The organism is Deinococcus sp. Marseille-Q6407 (assembly GCF_946848805.1).
Classification (GTDB): Bacteria; Deinococcota; Deinococci; order Deinococcales; family Deinococcaceae; genus Deinococcus.
The window spans coordinates 519,679-539,192 of sequence record NZ_CAMPFU010000003.1 but is presented as its reverse complement, the minus strand read 5'-3'; the positions used below and the strand labels follow the sequence as shown (position 1 = coordinate 539,192).

General features: G+C 65.8%; 17 protein-coding genes and 1 pseudogene. 5 read left to right on the top strand and 13 right to left on the bottom strand.

Annotated features, from left to right (window positions below):
• Window positions 1–406, top strand: a 406-nt coding sequence (locus OCI36_RS09795) for an NUDIX domain-containing protein (RefSeq protein ID WP_261664881.1), incomplete at its 5' end; no start/stop codon positions are given.
• Window positions 403–798, top strand: coding sequence for a YkvA family protein (locus OCI36_RS09790; protein WP_261664880.1), 396 nt, complete (start codon window positions 403–405; stop codon window positions 796–798). The genes OCI36_RS09795 and OCI36_RS09790, both read left to right, overlap by 4 nt.
• 55 nt (window positions 799–853) lie before the next feature.
• Here OCI36_RS09790 and OCI36_RS09785 read toward each other — a convergent pair whose 3' ends face one another.
• The 9 genes from OCI36_RS09785 to OCI36_RS09750 all read right to left on the bottom strand — a co-directional run bounded on the left by OCI36_RS09785 (window position 854) and on the right by OCI36_RS09750 (window position 9,976).
• Window positions 854–1,654 (bottom strand): SDR family NAD(P)-dependent oxidoreductase, encoded by an 801-nt coding sequence (locus tag OCI36_RS09785; RefSeq protein WP_261664879.1) that lies wholly within the window; start codon window positions 1,652–1,654, stop codon window positions 854–856.
• A gap of 36 nt (window positions 1,655–1,690) precedes the next feature.
• On the bottom strand, window positions 1,691–2,374 hold the full coding sequence (locus tag OCI36_RS09780; RefSeq protein ID WP_315941276.1) for a DegV family protein: 684 nt from the start codon (window positions 2,372–2,374) through the stop codon (window positions 1,691–1,693).
• 18 nt (window positions 2,375–2,392) lie between these two features.
• Entirely contained in the window at window positions 2,393–2,557 is a 165-nt protein-coding gene (locus OCI36_RS13360) for a hypothetical protein (protein WP_315941272.1), read from the bottom strand.
• Between the two features lie 284 nt (window positions 2,558–2,841).
• Entirely contained in the window at window positions 2,842–5,571 is a 2,730-nt protein-coding gene (locus OCI36_RS09775; RefSeq protein WP_261664878.1) for a DUF937 domain-containing protein, read from the bottom strand.
• An 84-nt stretch (window positions 5,572–5,655) separates the two neighbouring features.
• On the bottom strand, window positions 5,656–6,465 hold the full coding sequence (locus OCI36_RS09770) for a cytochrome c oxidase assembly protein (protein WP_261664877.1): 810 nt from the start codon (window positions 6,463–6,465) through the stop codon (window positions 5,656–5,658).
• A complete protein-coding gene (locus tag OCI36_RS09765) occupies window positions 6,462–7,220 on the bottom strand; it encodes an SCO family protein (RefSeq protein ID WP_261664876.1) in 759 nt (252 codons plus the stop codon). Before OCI36_RS09765 ends, OCI36_RS09770 begins: the two co-directional genes overlap by 4 nt.
• A complete protein-coding gene (locus tag OCI36_RS09760; protein WP_261664875.1) occupies window positions 7,217–7,927 on the bottom strand; it encodes a copper chaperone PCu(A)C in 711 nt (236 codons plus the stop codon). The genes OCI36_RS09765 and OCI36_RS09760 overlap by 4 nt, the downstream gene beginning before the upstream one ends.
• 95 nt (window positions 7,928–8,022) lie before the next feature.
• Window positions 8,023–9,090, bottom strand: coding sequence for a methyltransferase domain-containing protein (locus OCI36_RS09755; RefSeq protein ID WP_261664874.1), 1,068 nt, complete (start codon window positions 9,088–9,090; stop codon window positions 8,023–8,025).
• A 184-nt stretch (window positions 9,091–9,274) separates the two neighbouring features.
• A complete protein-coding gene (locus OCI36_RS09750) occupies window positions 9,275–9,976 on the bottom strand; it encodes a hypothetical protein (RefSeq protein WP_261664873.1) in 702 nt (233 codons plus the stop codon).
• Between the two features lie 159 nt (window positions 9,977–10,135).
• Here OCI36_RS09750 and OCI36_RS09745 point away from each other — a divergent pair, with 159 nt between their 5' ends.
• From OCI36_RS09745 to OCI36_RS09735, 3 genes are all read left to right on the top strand, one after another.
• The gene (locus tag OCI36_RS09745) at window positions 10,136–11,128 is read left to right on the top strand and encodes a polyprenyl synthetase family protein (RefSeq protein ID WP_261664872.1); all 993 of its coding nucleotides are present in this window, start codon (window positions 10,136–10,138) and stop codon (window positions 11,126–11,128) included.
• A 338-nt stretch (window positions 11,129–11,466) separates the two neighbouring features.
• Window positions 11,467–12,711, top strand: a complete 1,245-nt coding sequence (locus tag OCI36_RS09740) for a Glu/Leu/Phe/Val family dehydrogenase (protein WP_261664871.1) — start codon at window positions 11,467–11,469, stop codon at window positions 12,709–12,711.
• Between the two features lie 34 nt (window positions 12,712–12,745).
• Entirely contained in the window at window positions 12,746–14,065 is a 1,320-nt protein-coding gene (locus OCI36_RS09735; RefSeq protein WP_261664870.1) for a Glu/Leu/Phe/Val family dehydrogenase, read from the top strand.
• A gap of 144 nt (window positions 14,066–14,209) precedes the next feature.
• Here OCI36_RS09735 and pstS read toward each other — a convergent pair whose 3' ends face one another.
• The 4 genes and pseudogenes from pstS to OCI36_RS09710 form a co-directional block, all read right to left on the bottom strand.
• Window positions 14,210–15,493 (bottom strand): phosphate ABC transporter substrate-binding protein PstS, encoded by a 1,284-nt coding sequence (gene pstS, locus OCI36_RS09730; protein WP_261664869.1) that lies wholly within the window; start codon window positions 15,491–15,493, stop codon window positions 14,210–14,212.
• A 121-nt stretch (window positions 15,494–15,614) separates the two neighbouring features.
• Window positions 15,615–17,176, bottom strand: a pseudogene (locus OCI36_RS09725) (acyl-CoA carboxylase subunit beta).
• A gap of 69 nt (window positions 17,177–17,245) precedes the next feature.
• Window positions 17,246–18,109 (bottom strand): tRNA 2-thiocytidine(32) synthetase TtcA, encoded by an 864-nt coding sequence (gene ttcA, locus OCI36_RS09715; RefSeq protein ID WP_261664868.1) that lies wholly within the window; start codon window positions 18,107–18,109, stop codon window positions 17,246–17,248.
• A 99-nt stretch (window positions 18,110–18,208) separates the two neighbouring features.
• The gene (locus OCI36_RS09710; protein WP_261664867.1) at window positions 18,209–19,432 is read right to left on the bottom strand and encodes a vWA domain-containing protein; all 1,224 of its coding nucleotides are present in this window, start codon (window positions 19,430–19,432) and stop codon (window positions 18,209–18,211) included.
• Window positions 19,433–19,514: the final 82 nt, after the last annotated feature.

Below are 19,514 nucleotides of genomic sequence, written 5' to 3'. Positions count from 1 at the left end.
GGGCGCGGCCGGCCTGCTGTTCGACGCGCAGGGGCAGGTGCTGCTGCAGCGGCTGGTGGGCCGCCCCGATGTGTGGAGCCTGCCCGGTGGCCTGTGCGAACTGGCCGAGCCGCCCGAGCAAACGCTGCGGCGCGAAGTGCGCGAGGAAACCGGGCTGGAGGTACAGACGGCAGAGCTGCTGACCCTGCACACCACCCCGCTGCGGACGCTGGAGAACGGACACCAGGCCAGTTTCTACACGGCGCTATACCAGGTGACGGCCTGGACAGGCACGCCCCAGCCTGACGGCGTGGAGGTGGAGCGGCTGCACTGGTTCGCCGTGGCCGACCTTCCGCCCCTGCGCGGCTTTATCGGGCGCTGGGCGGCAGAGTGGCTGAAGGGGCAGGAGGCACAGCAGACGGCATGATCGAGCGGCTCAAAGCCTGGGCGCGGCGCCTCAAGCGCGAGCTACTGGCCCTGTATCTCGCCTACCGCGGCCCGCACACGCCCTGGTACGCACGAATATGGGCCGCGCTAGTGCTGGCTTATGCGCTCAGCCCGCTGGACCTGATTCCCGACTTTATTCCTGTGCTGGGCTTGCTGGACGACGCCGTACTGCTGCCGCTGGGCATCTGGGTGGCTGTGCGGCTGATTCCGCCCGCCGTGATGGCAGCCGCCCGCCAGGAAGCGCTGACCCGTGAGGGCGAGCGCCTGCCGGTCAGTCTGCCGGGAGCTGCAGTCATCGCCCTGCTGTGGGCTGCGGCGCTGTGGTGGGCCTTGCAGGCCTTCTGGCCTGCGAGCAGCTGGCCTGGCCGCTGACAACCTGAACGGAACAGGGCCACCTCCGCCGCCGCAGAGGCGGGCGACCTGAAAATTATTCGGTGCCGGCAGCTGCGGCCTGCGTGGCCTGATGGCGGTCCAGCAGAGCGTAAGCCATTCCGCGGGCCTCGGTCATCTTGCCCAGCCAGGCGTCGTGGTCACTGGCTTTGAACTGGTACAGCGGCTGCGTGGACGGATGGGTCATGATCATAAATTTCCCGGCTTTCAGGGCGTCCAGGGTACGGTCCACGAATTCGGCGCTGCTGATGGCGTTAGCCTGCAGCATCGGCGCATCCTTGATCATGGGCGTCTGCACACCTTCGGGGCACAGCACGGCCACGTCAATACCCCGGGGGCCGTAGGTCATCGCCAGCCATTCGGCAAAGCCCACCGCTGCATGTTTGCTGGCAGCGTAGGGCGCACTGTAAAACTCGGTGACCAGCCCGGCGGCCGAAGCCGTGTTGATCAGGGCCCCGCCGCCACGCTCCAGCATATGCGGCAGCACATGGCGGGCCGCCCAGACATGGCTCATCACATTCAGGGCAAAGGCTTTGTCCCAGACGCTCTGGGGCAGTTCGGGGCCACCAAATTCGCCCACGATGCCGGCATTGGAGCAGAAAATGTCGACGTGGCCTTCATGGGCCAGCACATCTGCAATGAGGCCGCGAATTCCCTCTTCGGATGAAGCATCGGTCAGGACAAAACGGGCGCCGAGGCTTTCTGCCAGCATCTGCCCGGCCGGATTGATGTCGGCCGTCACGACCGTTGCCCCTTCTTGCACGAAACGCTCTGCCAATGCAGCGCCAATACCCGAAGCGCTGCCGGTAATTACGAGGACCTTATCTTTAAATTCCATAGCGGCTCCAGAAGCTAGAGGAAGAGAACCAGGGCATCAGGCGAGGTGGCCTTCGATATACGGTTCGGTCACGTAACCGTAGATGCCGGGGCCCGAGTGGGCGCTGATGGTGGCGCCGATCGGTTTCTCGCTCAGATGCTTGACATTCAGGCGGCTGGCTTCCAGCGCCTGGCGCATCCGGCCAATCTGTTCGGGATCTTCACCGGCCAGGCCGATGGTCACGGCGATAGGCTGATCACCGAAGCGCTGTTCCAGATTGGTAATCAGAGAAGAGATGCCGTCGCGGCCACGCACCGTGCGGGCATTGGTCAGCTGACCTTCAGGGGTATAGACCATGACCGGGCATAGCCGCAGCAAAGTGGCGATAATGGCGCGGCTGGCCGAAACCCGCTTGCCCTTGCGGAAGTACTTGATAGAAGGCACGACCGCGTCGGCCACAATCACCTGACGCAGCTGTTCCATCTGCTCTACGGCGTCCCGGACAGTGCCGCCCTGATCTACTACCAGCTTGGCACGCATCAGCAGCCGCCCCAGGGCGATGGTGGTGATTCTTGAATCGTAGACAGTGACGCGGTCAGGCACATTCAGGCGGCGCACTGCTTCCTGGGCGTTTTCTATGTTCTGGCTGAGCAGACTGCTGACCAGGACACACAGCACTTCGTCATGGTCTTTGAGAAGGTCACTAAACACTTGCATGAATTCTTCGGGCGTGGTGGCCACAGTCTGCAACTCACCCCCCTAGCTCAGAAAAAACTCCGCGTCACGGGTGCTGAGGTCAATGCCGTCCTTACGCAGCTCGCCGTTGAGATAAACATTGTTGGGAATGATATGAACGCCCAAGCGGCGAGCTTCTTCCTGGGTGATTTCCGAAGAGGAATCCGAAACAAACGCGACTTTTTTCATGGGTGGCCTCCCTGCAGCAGGGCTGAAAAGGTAGAAAGAAGAGGGCAAAGTCCAGTCCCCGGCGAGGTATCTCTGCCAGGGACGCCCAGGGCCAGCCCCCGGGAAAAATGGATAGGAGTCAGCCGTCTGCCAAAACAGACCGCTCCCCTAAGACAGAAAACAAATTAAGAAAGGGCTTCTTAATCAAACCTTACTTTCCCGATCTCTGAACAGAGCTTCGGCGCCCCAGTAAAAGGGCCTCCCCGCAAAGGGAGGCCGTTCAGTAGCCGGTTGTTTAAGGGCCGTTACTTGAGTGTCAGAGGCAGGTTGGCGACCTCGCTGCCGCTTTCGGTCTGCACGCTGTAGGTGTGCTGGCCGGCGGTGGTGGCAGCCACATCCGCAGTCCAGGTGCCGTCCGGGCCGGAGGTGAAGGTGCCGACCTCGCTGCCGTCTTGCAACAGTCTGTAGTTGGTGCTCGGCTGGGCCGTGCCACTCAGGGCAAAACCGCTGGCCGGCATCTCGGCGCCGTTGGCCGGCTGCGACACCGTGAAAGCTGTGTCGCCGGCCGCCGGGGCCGTCTGAGTCTGAGCCGGCTGAGCCGGGGTCTGGGCGCCATTCTGATTCTGATAGAGGTACCAACCCAAGCCGGCCAGGATGACCAGCGCCAGCAACCACCAGGGAAAGCCACCCTGGCGTTCCGGCTGGGCCGGTGCCGGAGCGGCCGGGCGGGGCGGCTCCGGAGACATCGGCTGCACCGGAGGAGCAGGTTTGTCGTTCACAGCTGCCGTAGGCAAAGGCGCGGCCTTGGCCTGCTTGGTTTCCAGCAGAGTCGCTCGTTCTTTGGGCGCAGCGCCAAACAGCTGCATGCTGAGCAGCGCTTTGAGGGGGCCCATGCCCTGGGGCAGCAGCGTTTCCAGCTGCTGAGGGGTCACGTCGCTCAGGACACGGCTCAGGCCAGCGGCGTCCATGCCGGCGGCGCGGGCGCGGCGGCCCAGCAGACCTAGCACGAAGGGGGCCAGCAGGGCCAGCAGGCGGCCGGCCTGCTCGCCGGAAGTGCCCAGGGCCGTTCCCAGGCGGCCGCCCACCTGGCTGGGGTTGTCCATCAGGCGGTTCAGCACACTCAGGCCACGCACTTCCAGGGCACCCAGTTCGGCGCGGTTGCCCAGCAGGGCAGTGTTCAGGCGGGCATCTTCGGTGGAGACACGGCCGTAATCGCTGCTCATTTCCAGCAACTCGGCGGCGCCGGCCGGATCATGGCCTTTCTGGCTCAGGGCGCTGAGCAGCACAGCGGCCGTGCCTTGCACTGCCCGGGCTGCATCACGCCGGCCGAACCCGACTGCTTCGGCCAGGGCACCCACGCCCTCGCCAGAGAACTGCTCGGCAAACAGGGCCAGCAGGGTCCCAGCATTCAGAGGTCCAGCTGCGGTGGCCTGGGGCTGAGCCGCAGGTGCTGGGCTGGGTGCTGGGGCCGGTGCCGGCTCGGCGCGGGCAGGCGCCTGTGAAGGCTGGCCGCCCACCACCACGGGCGGAGTTGACTTCCAGGGGCTGCCAGCCGGAGCCGCTGGCGCAGACGGACGGACAGCTCCGCCACCGATGCCAGCGGCGGCGGCAGCGGCAGCCAACGCTTCAGGGGTAGGGCCGCTGCTGGGCTGGACCGCCTTCTCTGAATTCTCGGAGGTCGCAGCAGGTGCAGGCTGGACCGGCTCGGGAGCAGCCAGCGCTGGGCTGGGCTTGGTTTCGCTGGGTTTGGTGTCACTGGGCTGAGTTTTGCTGGCCTGTTGCGGCTGGCTCTGCTCCATTTTGGGCCGGGCCTGTTCAGCCTGGGCCGGTTGCGTGGCTTCTTTGGCCGGTTGTGCGGCCGGCTTGGGCTGGGCCGCTTTGGCCGCAGCGGCTGCCGGCGCCGCTTCGGTGCCCTGCAGCAACGCAGAAACCACGCTGTCCTTGGAATAATCCGTGTTCTCGGCCAGTTCCGGTTCCGGCTGGCTTGCCTCCGCCTGCTGAGGTTCCGGCTCACTGCGGTAAGGGTTGTCCTTGACCGGAGCTGCCGGTGCCTGAGGCTGCGGCTCGCTGCGGACGCTGCCCGGCTCCGGCACAGTGGCCCCTGTCAGCAGCGCCGACACCACGCTGTCCTTGGAATAGTCGGTGTCCTGGGCCAGCTCGGGCTGGTGCGGCTGAGTTTCTGGGGCGGGAACAGGCGTTGGGTGGCCGCCCGGTTGGGCCTGCGCCGCAGGCTGCGAAGGCGCCATGCCAGCCGCTGAAGCGCTGGTGGCCGCTGCCGGAGGCTGGGACTGGGGCTCTGAAGGCTGTGGTTTGGGAGCCTCTGGTGTGGAGGACTGGACCGCCGGAGCCTGAGCTATAGAAGGCTGAGCGACAGGGGGCTGAGCCACTTCAGCGCCGGCTGCCCCCACTTCAGCGCCAGCTTGGCGGTCCGCCGGCTCAGCAACAGCCGGCTCAACGGCTTTTTTTGTCTCACCGGCAGCGGCCTGCCCATCGTCCACGAAATGAGGTGCATTCTGAGAAGCGTTGGCTGCCGCACGCGCCACATAGGAGCCACCAGACGAACGCGGACGAACTCCGCTGCCACGGATGGTGGACATGATCTGGGTAATGGTGCCCTCGTTGACGCCGGCCTGACCGATAAAGCTCAGCAGCAGCGGCAGGGTCATGTTCATCAGGCGGAGGATGGCCTCCTGCGGTGCGCCTTCCACCCGCGACAGCTGCCCGGCCTGCTCGGTCTGGTCAGCGTCCAGCAGGTTGGGGGTCAGCAGCTCACCGGCCAGAACCAGTGAGGCCGCGCCGCCCTGCTCGGTCAGTGCCTGCTGCACGTCGCGGAAGCGCGGCAGGTTGGCAATGGCGTCCAGCACCTGCGTGCGGCCGTGGTCGGAACGGGCGTGCTGGGCCAGAGCTTCCAGCTGTGAGCGGGCTGCCCGGTCCAGAAGGCGGGCCGTCTGCTCGGGGTCCAGCCCCAGCTCCTGCGCCAGCTGCCGGGCGGACTCAGGGCCAAACCGACTGCGAAACAGTTCTTCGATATTCATAAGTGCTTCCATCATAGGGAATCCGCGCCGGGCCTGACCAGGCAAGCTAAGAATCCCTATGGAGAGCCTCTGCTCCTCTCAGCGTCAGCTGCGCGGCTGAGGCTGCTCGTTACCGCCGGAAATCTCAATCAGCCAGGCCATCATCTGCAGCACGGCCAGGCCCAGCGCCGGCATCCCGGCCAGCATCATGATCCAGCCGCTGATCTGCTGGTTTTGCAGCGGGGTCAGGTTCCACAGGCACACCGCGCCCACATACGGCTGATACAGCACGTCACGGGCATAGAGCCACCAGGTGGCGATGGACATCATCGGCAGCGCAGCCAGAAAGCCGAACCAGCCGCGCTTGCCGAAAGCCCCCGGCTGAATGCTGGGCAGTGGGCGCAGCATGGCTCCCCAGATCATGGTGCCGCTGATCAGGTACAGCGCCGGCAGCAAGATGGCGGCCGTGTTGGTCACGATGCTGGCGTTGAATCCGGCCGGAATATTCCAGTACAGAATCACGGCGGTCCAGACAGCAAAAGCCACCCAGGGGTCGAACAGCACGCTGAACAGCCGGCCCAGCGGCGACTGCGGCGAAAGCTGAATGCCGCGCGGCACACTCAGCAGCAGCAGCGGCGGCACCAGCTCGGCCAGCACCATCAGCCGCGCCATATACAGCGCCATGGAGTTCAAGGTATAGACCGCTGCGCTGGAATCCAGCGCCCACAGCGCACTGAGCAGCGACAGCACAAACAGCGCCGCTTTCCACACCGGCCAGTTCTGCCGGCCGCCGGGGCCACGGCGGAAACGGGCAAACTGCCAGAAGTAAAACGCGGCGACCAGGGCCAGACCAGCCCAGATCAGCAGATTGAAGTTCAGAGTCAGCAGATCAGCGAACGAGGGATTGAGGTTCATGGGGTCACCACCTGTGTCAGCGGGAGCCGGGCCGCTGCCAGGGCCTGGCCCGAGGGCAAGGGCACCGCCGCGCCCGCCTGCGGCTCACGCGGGTGGTTCATCACATAGCGCACGTCGCGCAGGATGCGGTCCACGTCTGGCAGCTGGGTGTAGTCCCACATCACGCGGGTATACCCGCTGGCATCGATCAGGTAGGTGGCGGTGGTGTGGTTGATCTGATACTTCAGCGGGCCGTCTACCGGCACCTTGCCGTAAGCCACGCCGTAGGCCTGCGCGACCCGGCTCAGCTCCGGCTCGGGAACCCGCACGCCGGTGCCTTCCCCGAAATACTCCACGTACTCGCGAATGCGCTGGGGGGTGTCGCGGTCCGGGTCCACCGACACGAACACCACCTGCACCTGCTGGCGCTCTTCGGGGGTCATGCGGTCACGTAGGGCGTCCAGATATTTCAGGGTCAGCGGGCAGATGTCGGGGCAGTAGGTAAACCCGAAAAACAGTAGGGTCTGCTTGCCCTGCGGCTGCAGGGTCCAGGGCCGACCATTGCCGTCAGTGCCGGAAAAGATATAGGCCGGTTCGCTGCTGTTCACCACAGAGCCATAAAAAGGATAGGGGCTCTGCGAGCGGGCCACCGCCCAGGCCACCCCCAGCACCAGCGCCACGGCCAGCAGCGCCAGCAGCGCCGACTGTTGCCAGGGGCGCGCCGCCGGGGCCTGGGACGAATTCTGGGGTGGGCGGGAGGCCGGAGCCGGGGTCATGGGCGCTGCACCTCCGCGCTGACCTCCAGGGTGCGGCCGTCCTGCGTCTGCAAGGTCAGGTTCAGCCGGCTGCCTTCCTTTAGCGGTTCTTTCAGGCCCATCAGCATCACGTGGTCGCCGCCGGGGCCCATCTTCAGCTCGCCGCCGGCCGGCACGGTCAGCTGGGGCGTTTCTACCATGCCGCTCATGCTGGTGCCGCTGGCATCGGAGGTCATGGTTTGCATCAGCATCACGTGTTCGGCCGCGTCGCTGGCTGCGCCGGTCAGCACGATGTCCTGATCGGTGGGGTTGTGCAGCGTCACGTAGGCGGCGGTGTCACCGATGCTGGGCGGCACAGCCCTCACCGTGGCGGCCTGCACTTCCAGCGGCAGGTCGCCGGTGCTGGCGCTGCTGGCAGTGGCGCTACTGGTACTGGCGCCGCTGGCCGCATGGCCCGCGTGGGCGCTGTGGTCCATCGCCATGCCACCCGAGGCCATGCTGCCCGAAGCCAGAGTGCCGGAAGCCGTATCGTCAGCGGCCGGCGCAGCCGTCTCTGCCGACGAAGTGGTGGTCGTAGCCGTCGTGGTTGTTGTGGCCGAGGCCGCCGTATTTTGCTGCTCCGGCGACTGGCAGGCCACCAGCAGAGCGGGCAGCAGCACCAGAGCCGCGCCCAGGCGGGAGGAGGCGCGGAAAAAGAGCGGTTGACCAGTGCGGGGCCGAGTCATCATGCCTCTCAGTCTAGGCGGCAGGGCAGGCCTGAATTGTCCCAATCCCAATTGTCCCAGGCAGCACGGGGCCGGGCGGCCTGGCGCAAGCAGAGAGGCTAGCGGGTCAGCAGATAAACCTTGGGGTGATGCCCGCCGCTGTAAATCTGCGTCAGCTCACGGCCCTGCCAGGGAGACCCGGCCAGCACCCGCTCGAACAGCCGGATTTCGTGAGTGATGACCAGCAGCCGGCCACCCTTGGAACACAGCCGGTGCATCTCGCGCAGAAAAGCAGGGTACAGCTCGGCGTTGCCGCCGTGGGTGCCGATATCGTCGCCCCAGGGCAGGTCGGCCACGATCAGGTCAAAAGAGCGCGGCGGCAGGCCAGTGTTCAGGGCGTCCACCTGCGCCACTTCTACCCGGCGGCCGGCGGCGCGCAGGTTGGCACGGGCGCAGGCTACTGCTTCCGGGTCAATGTCCACGCCCACCATTGCCTCGTAGGGGCCCATCAGGGCCCGCTCGACCAGCAGGGTGCCGCTGCCGCACATCGGGTTGAAGATCCGGTCGCTGGCCCGCAGCCCCGCCAGAGCCAACGCGCCGTACGCCGCCGCCGCGTTCAGGCCGCCCTCGCGGTTGCAGACCCGCCAGTCACGGGCCGATAGGGGCCGGGGCGTCAGCCGGGCCAGCACCTCCCAGCCGCTGCCGTCTGCCGCCGGGCGCAGCCGCAACCGCAGTTCGCCGTCTTCAGGCTGGTGCGGCAACCCCAGGCCCGCCGCGATTTCGGCGGTCAGGCGCTCCATCACTTCGGTGTCCCGGCCCGCTGCCGACAGGCGCAGCGAGGTATGCCCGCCCTGCGCCGCCACCTCACGCAGCCAGCCGGTCAGCTCGCCCAGCTGCTGATGCCCCAGCAGCCCACGTGGGCGCGGCACGTCCCAGCGGCGCACCGCGTACACCGCCGTGACGCTGCGCAGGCGGCTCAGCCGCGAGAGGTCGCCGGCGTAGCGAAACTGCACCGCCTCGTCGCCGACCGACAGAATGTCCAGCCCACGGACCGTGCCCAGCTCGGTGCGGGCGACCTCTTCCAGGCCGCGCAGCACCTCGGCTTCGTACAGCGGCCATTCGGCGGGGTTGCCGGCTGGCGGGTGGTGGGGACGGCGGGCAGAGCGGGAGGAAGTGCGGCGGGGCATATCCGCCCATCATACGGCACGGGCCTACGCACCCGGCAGCTGACCACATATGACCACACAGAGTCAGGGGCCATAGAGCCTGCCGCTCTCCACAGCAAAAAAGCCGCCTCCTTTGAGGAAGCGGCCCGGAAAGCGCCTGACCGGCCCAGGCGCGGCGGCCTGCTGCCGGCGAGAACGCCGGGAATTAGCGCCGAGTCTGTTCGGCTTCGGAGCTGACAGCTTCGTCGGGGGTAGAACCCACGGCGCCGATGCCTTCATTGGCCTGCCGCTCGGCGCGGGCGCCGCGGCCCTCGCTGCGCAGCGGCACCTCTTCGTTGACGGCCTGTCCGGCAGTGTCCATGCTGTCCAGCGAGCGAGCACCCAGCTGACGCAGCAGGTTGGACGCTTCGCTGGTGCGGCTCTGATCGGCGTCACGGGCAATCACCAAAACGTCACCCTCCTGCATGCGGCCATAGACGCGCTCGGCGTCCGGCATCGGCATTCCGAAGCCGCGCAGCAGACGCACGTAATCGCCGTTGTCCGAACCCGACAGCGCCCCGAACAGGCCACCCAGAGTCACGCCACCGATCAATCCGAACAGCGAGGCGTACATGCCGCCGTCCACATACACCTGGGCGGCGGGAATCAGGGCCAGCAGAATCCAGACCGGTACCGTCAGGGCGAGACCGCCCAGAGCGCCCAGAATTGCGCCCTTGATGACGCCGCCGGAGCCGGCCGGAGCGCCCTCTTCGGGGCTGACGCCGGTCGCGTCGGCCATCTCGCTCTGGGCCACCACGTCGGTGCAGGCAAAGCCCAGGCGGTCACGGTCAAAGCCGCGCGACTCGAGAACCTGCAGGGCCCGGGCGGCCTGCTGGGGAGTTTGAAACAGTGCGACGACGCTTTCCATATGCCTCCTTTTTAGCATGTCCGGGCGCCGCTGGCGCAGGGATCTTTTGCCCACCCGGCCAACTCCCAGCGGTTGTTCAAGGCCTGGAGGCCCCCGGGCCGGCCAAAAGGGGCCAGAATCCCGCTTTGCCGCGCTGCTCATTTCCTATACTGGCCGGGCATGAACCAGCCTTCCGTCTCCCCCCGGCCCGCTGCGTCCGCGGCCGCGTTTGCCGCTGGCCTGCCGCCTGCTTTCGAGCAGCGGCTGCGCGAAGTGCTGCGTTCCGAAGTGGAATTTATCGAACTGATCGGTGAAGACCTGGTCACCGCCGGGGGCAAGCGCCTGCGCCCGCTGGTCACGCTGCTCAGCGCCGAGGCCCTGGGCGGCCCGCACGAGAATCCGCAGAGCCTGGCGCTGGCCGTCTGCGTTGAGCTGCTGCACTCGGCTTCGCTGCTGCACGACGACCTGATCGACGACGCCGACACCCGCCGCGGCAAGGAAGCGGCTTTCCGGCGCTACGGCAACGTGGTCAGCGTGATGAGCGGCGACTTTATGCTGGCGCGGCTGCTGATGCTGCTGGCCGAACTGCCCGGCAGCCCGCGGCTGATTCGCGCCTTTGGCGAGGTCGCCAGCGTGATCTGTGAGGGCGAGGTGCTGCAGTTCCAGGTGGCCGCCTATGGCAACCCCTCCGACGAGCAATACGAGCGAATCATCTACGGCAAGACGGCCGCGCTGCTGGAGCTGGCCGCCGCTGCACCGGCCATGCTGCTGGACGCCCCCGCCGAGCAGGAAGCAGCGCTACGGCAGTACGGCCGCGAGCTGGGCATGGCGTTTCAGGTCCGCGACGACCTGCTGGACCTGCTGGGCCGCGAGGAAGACCTGGGCAAACCGGTCGGCAGCGACCTGCGCGAGGGTAAAGCCACCCTGCCGGTGCTGCGGCTGCTGGACACCCCCGCCGCCGAGGAGGTACGCGCGATTTTGCTGCGCCGCGCCGATCAGAGCGGCGACCTGCCGCGTGTGCAGGCGCTGTGCCGCGAGTACGGCACCGACTGCCAGGGCTGGCAGGAAGTGACCCGGCGGCTGGAACTGGCCCGCTCGGCCCTGCTGCAACTGCCGGCCACGCCCGCCCGACAGGAACTTGAAGCGCTGCTGGACCGCCTCGCGCCGGCCTGAGAGCGAGCCAGCGCGCGCCTGGCGGCTCCAGGAAATGCATAAAATCCTGTATAGATGCTCTAAGACGGTCTTATTTTCTGCCTTGCCGTACACATTTTCTCCGTACAGCTGAGGCAAGAAAATACAGGCGGCAGCGAGAAAATAAACTTGCGCAGGCAAGCACAGCTCACCGGCCCACAAGCGGCGGGTGAGCGTGTATGCTCTTAGCGTCACTATGAATTCGTTTCTCACTGCGCTGCCCTGCTGATGGCGGGGTCAGGGACCCTCCCTGCTGCCGGGGCCGGCCGGGAGACGGTCAGGCGGCATGCCATAACTTTACTTTTCTCAAGGAGGCCCAGATGCGGGTTTCAGGACTCAACTGGCAAGGGCTGATGGAACAGCTTCAAGAAGCCCTGCCTTACTGCGAGGTCACCGACCAGACCCTCGCTTACTTCAAATATCCCCGCCGCAGTGTCAAGGTCAACCTGCCGGTCAAGATGGACGACGGCCATGTGCGGGTCTTTCAGGGCTACCGCGCCGTGCACTCCAACGCCCGTGGCCCCAGCCTGGGCGGGGTGCGCTTCCGCGAGGGGCTCTCACGCCACGAGTGCGAGGTGCTAGCCGCCATCATGACCCTCAAGGCGGCAGTGGCCGACCTGCCGCTGGGCGGCGCCAAGGGCGGGGTGGACGTGGACCCCGAGACCCTCAGCCCGCACGAGCTCGAAGGCCTGACCCGGCGCTACACCTCCGAACTGATCGAGCTGATCGGGCCCAACGAGGACATCCTGTCGCCGGACATCGGCACCGACTCGCAGAACATGGCCTGGATTTTCGACGCTTTCAACGAAGGCCGGGGTACTTCTATCAACGGCATGGTGGTGGGCAAGCCCATCGCGCTGGGCGGATCGTACGGCAGCAAGGACGCCCGTGGCCAAAGCGCCGCGATGGTCACGGCCCGCACTCTGGAGAATGACGGCAGCGGCGTGAAGAATGCCCGCATCGCCGTGTTCGGCTACGGTGACGTGGGGTCCAAAGCGGCCCGGCTGCTGCGCGACCGTGGCGCCCTGATCGTGGCCGTCAGCGACCGCCAGGGCGCCACTTACAGCAGCGGCGGCCTGGACCTGGAGGCGCTGGGCCAATGGCGCGAGGAACAGGGCAGCGTGAGCGGCTTCGGGCTGAGCATCACCCCCGAGGAACTGATCGAGCTGGACGTGGACGCCCTGATTCTGGCCTTCGACTTCGGCACCGTGCATGCCGGTAACGCCCACTCGGTGCGGGCCCGCTACCTGGTGGAAGCCACCAACCGCGCCGTGCTGCCCGAAGCCGAGCGTTATCTGCGCGGCAAGGACATTCACGTGCTGCCCGATCTGGTCGCCTCGGTGGGCGGCGTGGTGGTGAACTACGCCGAGTGGGTGCAGTCACACACCAACTTCTTCTGGACCGAGGGCGAAATTGAAAAGGTCGTGGAGCAGCATATCGACCGCGCCCTGGACAACGTGCTGGCACTGATGGAGCAGCACGGCACCGAGATGCGCACCGCCGCCTACACGCTGGCCCTGAGCCGGATTGCCGGCGCCACCGAGATGCGCGGCGTTTACCCCTGAAGTCCTTTTTCCCTTTCATCCAAGGAGCTCTGCCATGACCACCGATACCCGCCCGGCCCAGCAGCCGGGCAAGACCACCCAGCACGACCTGCCCTCTTACCTGGACCCCAACAACATCGGCCCCTACGAGATTTTCCTGGAGCAGGTGGACCGCGTCACCCCTTACCTGGGCAGCCTGGCCTACTGGGTGGAGACCCTCAAGCGGCCCAAACGCATTCTGGTGGTGGACGTGCCGATTCACCTGGACGACGGCAGCGTGGCCCATTTCGAGGGCTACCGAGTGCAGCACAACACCTCGCGCGGCCCGGCCAAGGGCGGCATCCGTTACCACCAGGACGTGAACCTCAGCGAAGTGATGGCGCTCTCCGCCTGGATGACCATCAAAAACGCCGCTGTGAACGTACCCTACGGCGGCGGTAAAGGCGGCATCCGCATCGACCCGCGCCGCTACTCGCAGGGCGAACTGGAACGGGTCACCCGGCGCTTTACCACCGAAATCGGCCTGATCATCGGTCCGGAAAAGGACATCCCCGCGCCCGACGTGAACACCAACCCGCAGATCATGGCCTGGATGATGGACACCTACTCCATGAACGTGGGCCGCACCGCCACCGGCGTGGTGACGGGCAAACCCATCAGCCTGGGGGGGTCGCTGGGCCGCAGCGACGCCACCGGCCGCGGCGTGTTCGTGACCGGCGCCGAAGCCATGAAGAAACTGGGCATCTCGCTGGAAGGCGCCCGCATCGCTGTGCAGGGCTTCGGGAACGTGGGCAACGCCGCCGCCCGCATCTTCCATGACCACGGCGCCAAGATCGTGGCCATTCAGGACGTGACCGGCACCGTGTACAGCTCGGCCGGTATTGACCCCTACAAGGCGATGGAGCATCTGCACGGCACCGGCAAGATCACCGATCTGGACGGCACCGACGAGCTGAGCCGTGACGAGTTCTGGAGCGTGAACTGTGACGTTTTGATTCCCGCCGCCCTGGAAAAACAGATCACTGAGGCCAACGCCGGCAGCATCAAAGCGCGGCTGATCGTGGAAGGTGCCAACGGCCCCACCATCCCGGCCGCCGACGACATCCTGGCCGAACGCGGCATCACCCTGGTGCCGGACGTGCTGGCGAACGCCGGCGGCGTGACGGTCAGTTATTTCGAGTGGGTGCAGGATTTCAGCTCGTTCTTCTGGACCGAGGACGAGATCAACCAGCGCCTCGACCGCATCATGACCGACGCTTTCTTGAGCCTCTGGGACGTGAAAGAACGCCACGGCGTCACCCTGCGCACCGCTGCCTACATCGTGGCCTGCACCCGGGTGCTGGAAGCGCGCGCCCTGCGCGGCCTGTACCCCTGAGCCTGACTGCGCCTCACAAACTGACTGCCCTCCCCCAGCGGGAGGGTTTTTGCGGCCCCTGCGCACCCCCGCACCCTGCAAAACATAGGCAGGGGGAAGGGGCGCGGCTGGTGCCTCTTCCCCCTGCCCTGTTCCGGCTTCCGCTTACTTCACCGGGTTCATCGGCTGACCGCCGTAAGTCATGTCGTTGACGATCTTCATGGCACGCTCGCGCACGCTGTCCGGCAGGCCGGCGTAGCCGAGATCCTTGTGGTAGCTCTGGCCGGTCGTCAGCATCCACTGCAGCAGGTGCTGGAGCCGTTCGGCCTGGCCCTTTTCGCGGCTGCCGTACTTCTGCTCAGGGTAGATCAGTAGATAGGTGTAAGACGCCATCGGGTAGACGCCGGTGCCTTCCGCATTGGTCACGCTGCCGCGCAGGTCGTCGGGCAGGTCGGAGGCAGCAGCAGCGGCCGAGACACTTTCCAGGCTGGGCTTGACGAATTCGCCGGCCGCGTTCTGAATCGCCATCATGGGCAGGTTGTTCTGCCGGGCGTAGGCTTCTTCGATGTAGCCGATCGAGCCGGGGGTGTTCTGCACCAGGCCAGCCACGCCGTCGTTGCCCTTGGCGGCGCTGCCCACGGTCCAGTTGACCGAGTTGGCGCTGCCGATCTTCTCCTTGAATTCAGGGCTGACCTTGCTGAGGTAGTCGGTAAACACGGCGGTGGTGCCGGAGGAATCCGAGCGGCGCGCCACGGTGATGGGCAGAGAGGGCAGCTGCACGCCCCCGTTGATCTTGGTCAGGGCGGGGTCGTTCCAGGTCTTGATCTTGCCCAGGTAAATGTCGGCCAGCACCGGGCCGGTCATCTTCAGTTCGGTGCCGGCGGCCAGACCAGGGATGTTGTAGGTGGCAGTCACCGCGCCTAGGGCCATCGGGATATGGGCAATCTTGCCCGGCGCGCTGGCGAGCTTCTCGTCATCCATCGCGTTGTCGCTGGCGCCAAAATCCACCGTGCGGGCGATGATCTGCTTCTGGCCGGTGCCCGAGCCCACCGACTGGTAGTTCACGCTGACGCCGGTTGCCTTGGCGTACTCGTCGAACATCTTGGAGTACAGCGGGAAAGGAAAGCTGGCACCCGCGCCGGTCAGGTTGCCGTCCGAGTACGGGGCGGGGGGAGCACTCAGACCCAGAGCGGCGCCGGCGCTGGCCGCTGCCTCACCCGCCTGAGACGCCACGGCGCTGGCCGTTTCGCCCGCCTGCCCGGCCGCCGCGCCGATGGTGGTGGCCACATCGCTGGCCGCTTCACCGGCGCCGGTGGTCGTGGTGGCCGAAGTGGTGGTCGTGTTGCCGTCGGTGGTGGTCTGGCTGGTGGTGGTTTTGGCCGGCTCGCTGCAGGCGAACAGCAGGGCTGTCAGAGGCAGCAGGAACCAGCGCTTGGAAGTGGCGTTCATGCCGGCAGCCTACCCAGGCCATGTCAGCGCTTTGTCAGCCCAGGTGACTCGGCCACGTCCTCCACGCTTTTTACGGGGCCAGGCACCAGAACCGAATGCCCGGTGCCCGCCCCCGCAGGCGTTACAGCGGCATGTTGCCGTGCTTGCGGAAAGGTCGCTGCTCTTCTTTGCCGCGCAGCATCTCGAAGGTCTTGATCAGCTGCTCGCGGGGGGTTTCCATCGGAATTACGTCGTCGATATAGCCCTTGGCCGCCGCCACGTAAGGATTGTCGAAGTTTTCCTTGTAGTCGCGGATTTTCTCGGCGCGGGTGGCCTCCGGGTTTTCACTGTTCTTGATCTCGCGGCGGTACACGATGTTGGCGGCACCCTCGGCGCCCATCACCGCTACGGCGGCGGTGAGCCAGGCGTAGACCACGTCGGCGCCCATGTCGCGGCTGTTCATGGCGAGGTAAGCCCCACCGTAGCTCTTGCGGGTAATCAGGGACGCTGGCCTCGGCGTAGGCATACAGCATCTTGGCGCCATGCCGGATGATGCCGGCGTGTTCCTGCCCCACGCCCGGCAGGAACCCGGTCACGTCCACCAGCGTCAGAATCGGGATGTTGTAGCAGTCACAGGTACGGATAAAGCGGGCGGCCTTGTCGGAAGCGTCTATGTTCAGCGAGCCGGCCATCACCTTGGGGTTGTTGGCGACGATACCCACACTTTCGCCGTTCAGCCGCGCAAAACCCACGATGATGTTCTTGGCCCAGTCCGGCTGGATTTCCAGAAAGCTGCCCTGGTCCACCAGCGTTTCGATCACGCCGTGCATGGCGTAGGGCCGGGTCTGGTCCGGCGTGACCATATCCAGCAGCTCGGGGGTCTGGCGGGTGGGCAGGTCGCTGACCTCGGCGCGGGGGGCCTGCTCACGGGCGTTTTGCGGCAGGTAGGTCAGCAGCTGCTTGATGCCGTCCAGCACCGCCGCGTCGCCTTCCAGCGCCAGATGCGCCACCCCGGACTTGCGGGCGTGCACGCTGCTGCCGCCCAGCTGGTCGAAGGTTACGTCCTCGCGCGTCACCGACTTGATCACCTCGGGGCCGGTAATGAACATGTAGGAGCTGCCCTTGCTCATCAGGATGAAATCGGTCAGCGCCGGGCTGTATACGGCGCCGCCCGCGCAGGGGCCCAGAATGGCGCTGATCTGTGGCACCACCCCCGAGTAGACAGCATTGCGGTAAAAAATCTCGCCGTAGCCGCTGAGACTGTCCACCCCTTCTTGAATCCGTGCCCCGGCCGAATCGTTCAGGCCGATCACCGGGCAGCCGGTTTTGGCGGCCAGGTCCATCCACTTTAACCACCTTGGCAGCGTTCATTTTGCCCAGCGCCCCACCCAGCACGGTGAAATCCTGGCTGAACACGAACACCTGCCGGCCACCAACCGTGCCGCGCCCCGTCACCACGCCTTCACCGGGGGCTTCCACACCGTCCATCAGGCGGTTGCGGCCGTGCTCCACAAAAGTGGACATCTCCAGAAAACTGCCCTCGTCCAGCAGGTACTCGATGCGCTCGCGGGCCGTCATCTTGCCGCCCTGCTTTTGCTTGGCCAGCCGGTCCGGGCCGCCCCCCTGCTCCACGTGGGTGCGCCGCGCCTGCATCTGCGCGACCAGTTCCTTCAGTTCCAGACTGAGGTTTTTGGGTTGTGACATGCTTCAGTGTAACGGCTGCGCGGCGCTCTGCGGCCTTCTGGGAACTCAGTCCCGGCTCTGGGGCAGGGATCAGCCCAGCATGGTCAGTTCGCTCAGCCCGCTCAGGAACTCGCGCTCGGGGTACTCCTCGGCGTCGAAGCCCCTGTCGCCTTTGGCCGGTGCAGCGCTCAGTCCGGCAAAGTCGTACAGCTCGCGGTCCAGCAGGTGGCTGGACGTCACGCGGGTCAGCGACCGCAGGATGTTGTTCAGCCGGCCGGGATGCTCGCGCTCCCAGCCTTCCAGCATTTCGCCCACCACCCGGCGCTGCAGGTTAGGCTGCGAGCCGCACAGGTTGCAGGGAATGATGGGAAAGCCCTTGGCCGCCGCGTAGGCGATGATCTGGCTTTCGGGGACATAGGCCAGCGGGCGAATCACCACGTTGGTGCCGTCATCGGACTGCAGCTTAGGCGACATTGCCTTGAGCCGCGCACCGAAGAACATGTTCATGAACAGCGTCTCCAGAATGTCCTCGCGGTGGTGGCCCAGCGCAACCTTGGTGGCGCCGATCTCGCGGGCGTGCGCGTACAGGATGCCCCGGCGCAGGCGGCTGCAGAGGCTGCAAGTGGTTTTGCCTTCGGGCACCTTTTCTTTCACCACGCTGTAGGTGTCCTCGGTCAGGATGTCAAAGGGCACGCCCAGCTCCGACAGGTAACGCGGCAGCACATCCTTGGGAAAGCCCGGTTGGCCCTGATCAAGGTTCACCGCCACCACCTCGAAACGCACCGGCGCCCGCTTTTGCAGGTGCAGCAGCACGTCCAGCAGGGTGTAGCTGTCCTTGCCGCCCGAGAGACACACCATGACCTTATCGCCGTCCTCGATCATGCCGTAGTCGCCCACGGCCTGCCCGGCGGCTTTGGTGATGGGGGAAAAGAGCTTTTGAAGGGAATCGGTCATGGGTGCGCCCTGCATTCGGGTTAGGAGTCTAAAGGTCCGAGAGGCCAAAAGTCTAAGGCCCTGTCTGCCGGCGGGTCACTGCCCTCCCCGCCCCCCTGCTCAGTTCACCAGTTTGGTCTTGTTCGCCACAAAGTCCATCAGCACGTACTGCCCGATGTTTTCCGGCGTGGTGAAATACGCCTTGCCGCGGGTCATTTCGGCCACCCGGCGCACAAAAGCCAGCAGGTCGGGGTCCTGGGCCAGCATGAAGGTGTTCACCTGAATCCCGCTGCGGCGGCAGTTGGCGACCTCGCGCAGGGTGGCGCCCATCACGTAAGGGTCCAGGCCGTAGGGATTCTTGTAGATGCGGCCGTCGGGCAGGGTCAGCGCCGAAGGCTTGCCGTCGGTGATCATCACGATCTGCTTCATGTCCTTGTTCTCGCGCTTGAGCAGCTGCTGCGCGAGCCGCAGGCCGCCGGCCGTGTTGGTGTGGTAGGGGCCGATCTGCGCCTGCGCCAGCTTGGCAATTGGCACTTCCTCTGCCGAGTCGTGAAACAGGACGAACTTGACGGTGTCGCCCGCGTACTGGGTACGAATCAGGTGCGCCAGCGCCAAGGCCACCTGCTTGGCCGGCGTGAAGCGGTCCTCGCCGTACAGAATCATGGAGTGTGAGCAGTCCAGCATCACCACCGTGGCTGCCGAGGAATGGTACTCGGCCTGCCGGATGACCAGGTCAGATTCTTCCAGGTTGTCCAGGCCTTTCCCAAACACGTTGCCCAGGGTGGCGGTGGTATCGAGGTTCAGGGTGTCGCCGAACTCGTAGTTCTTCAGCTCGCCCGACATCTCGATGCCGCTGGCATAGTCGCGGGTGTCGTGTGAGCCGGCCCCGGAATGACCGATGCCGCCCATCAGGTCGCGCAGTGATTTGTAGCCCAGGAAATCGATGCTCTTGTCGGTCAGCTGGAAGGTCGCCTCACCGGGGTCGCCGGTGCCGCCGGCGCTGCCATCCCCGTCTTCACCGAACTCCTTGCGGATAAAGCCTTCTTCCTGCAACTTGTCCATCAGGCGCTCGATCTGCTGCCCGAGCTGCGTCTGGCGGATATCATCAGCCTGCAGGGCCTCCAGCAGCTGTTCTTCGGGGATCATGTTGCGCTCGGCCAGCGCTTCGAGGATCGCGTCGAACAGATCGTCCATGCTGGGCCGCGCGTCCGGGTCCGGGTCGTAGGGATCGTTGAACCCCTGTCCCAACAGGGCTTCTTGGATCATCTGCATCAGCTCGGAAGCTTCCAGGCTGTCCAGTTCGCCCTCGAAGCGGCTGTAACGGGTCACTTTGTTGGCAGTCATGCTTGGTGGTTTCTCCCTCTTCCGCAGTTTCCCGGCCGGGCCCACGGCAGGCCAGGCTCCACGTTTGCTTGCCTCGCCATCA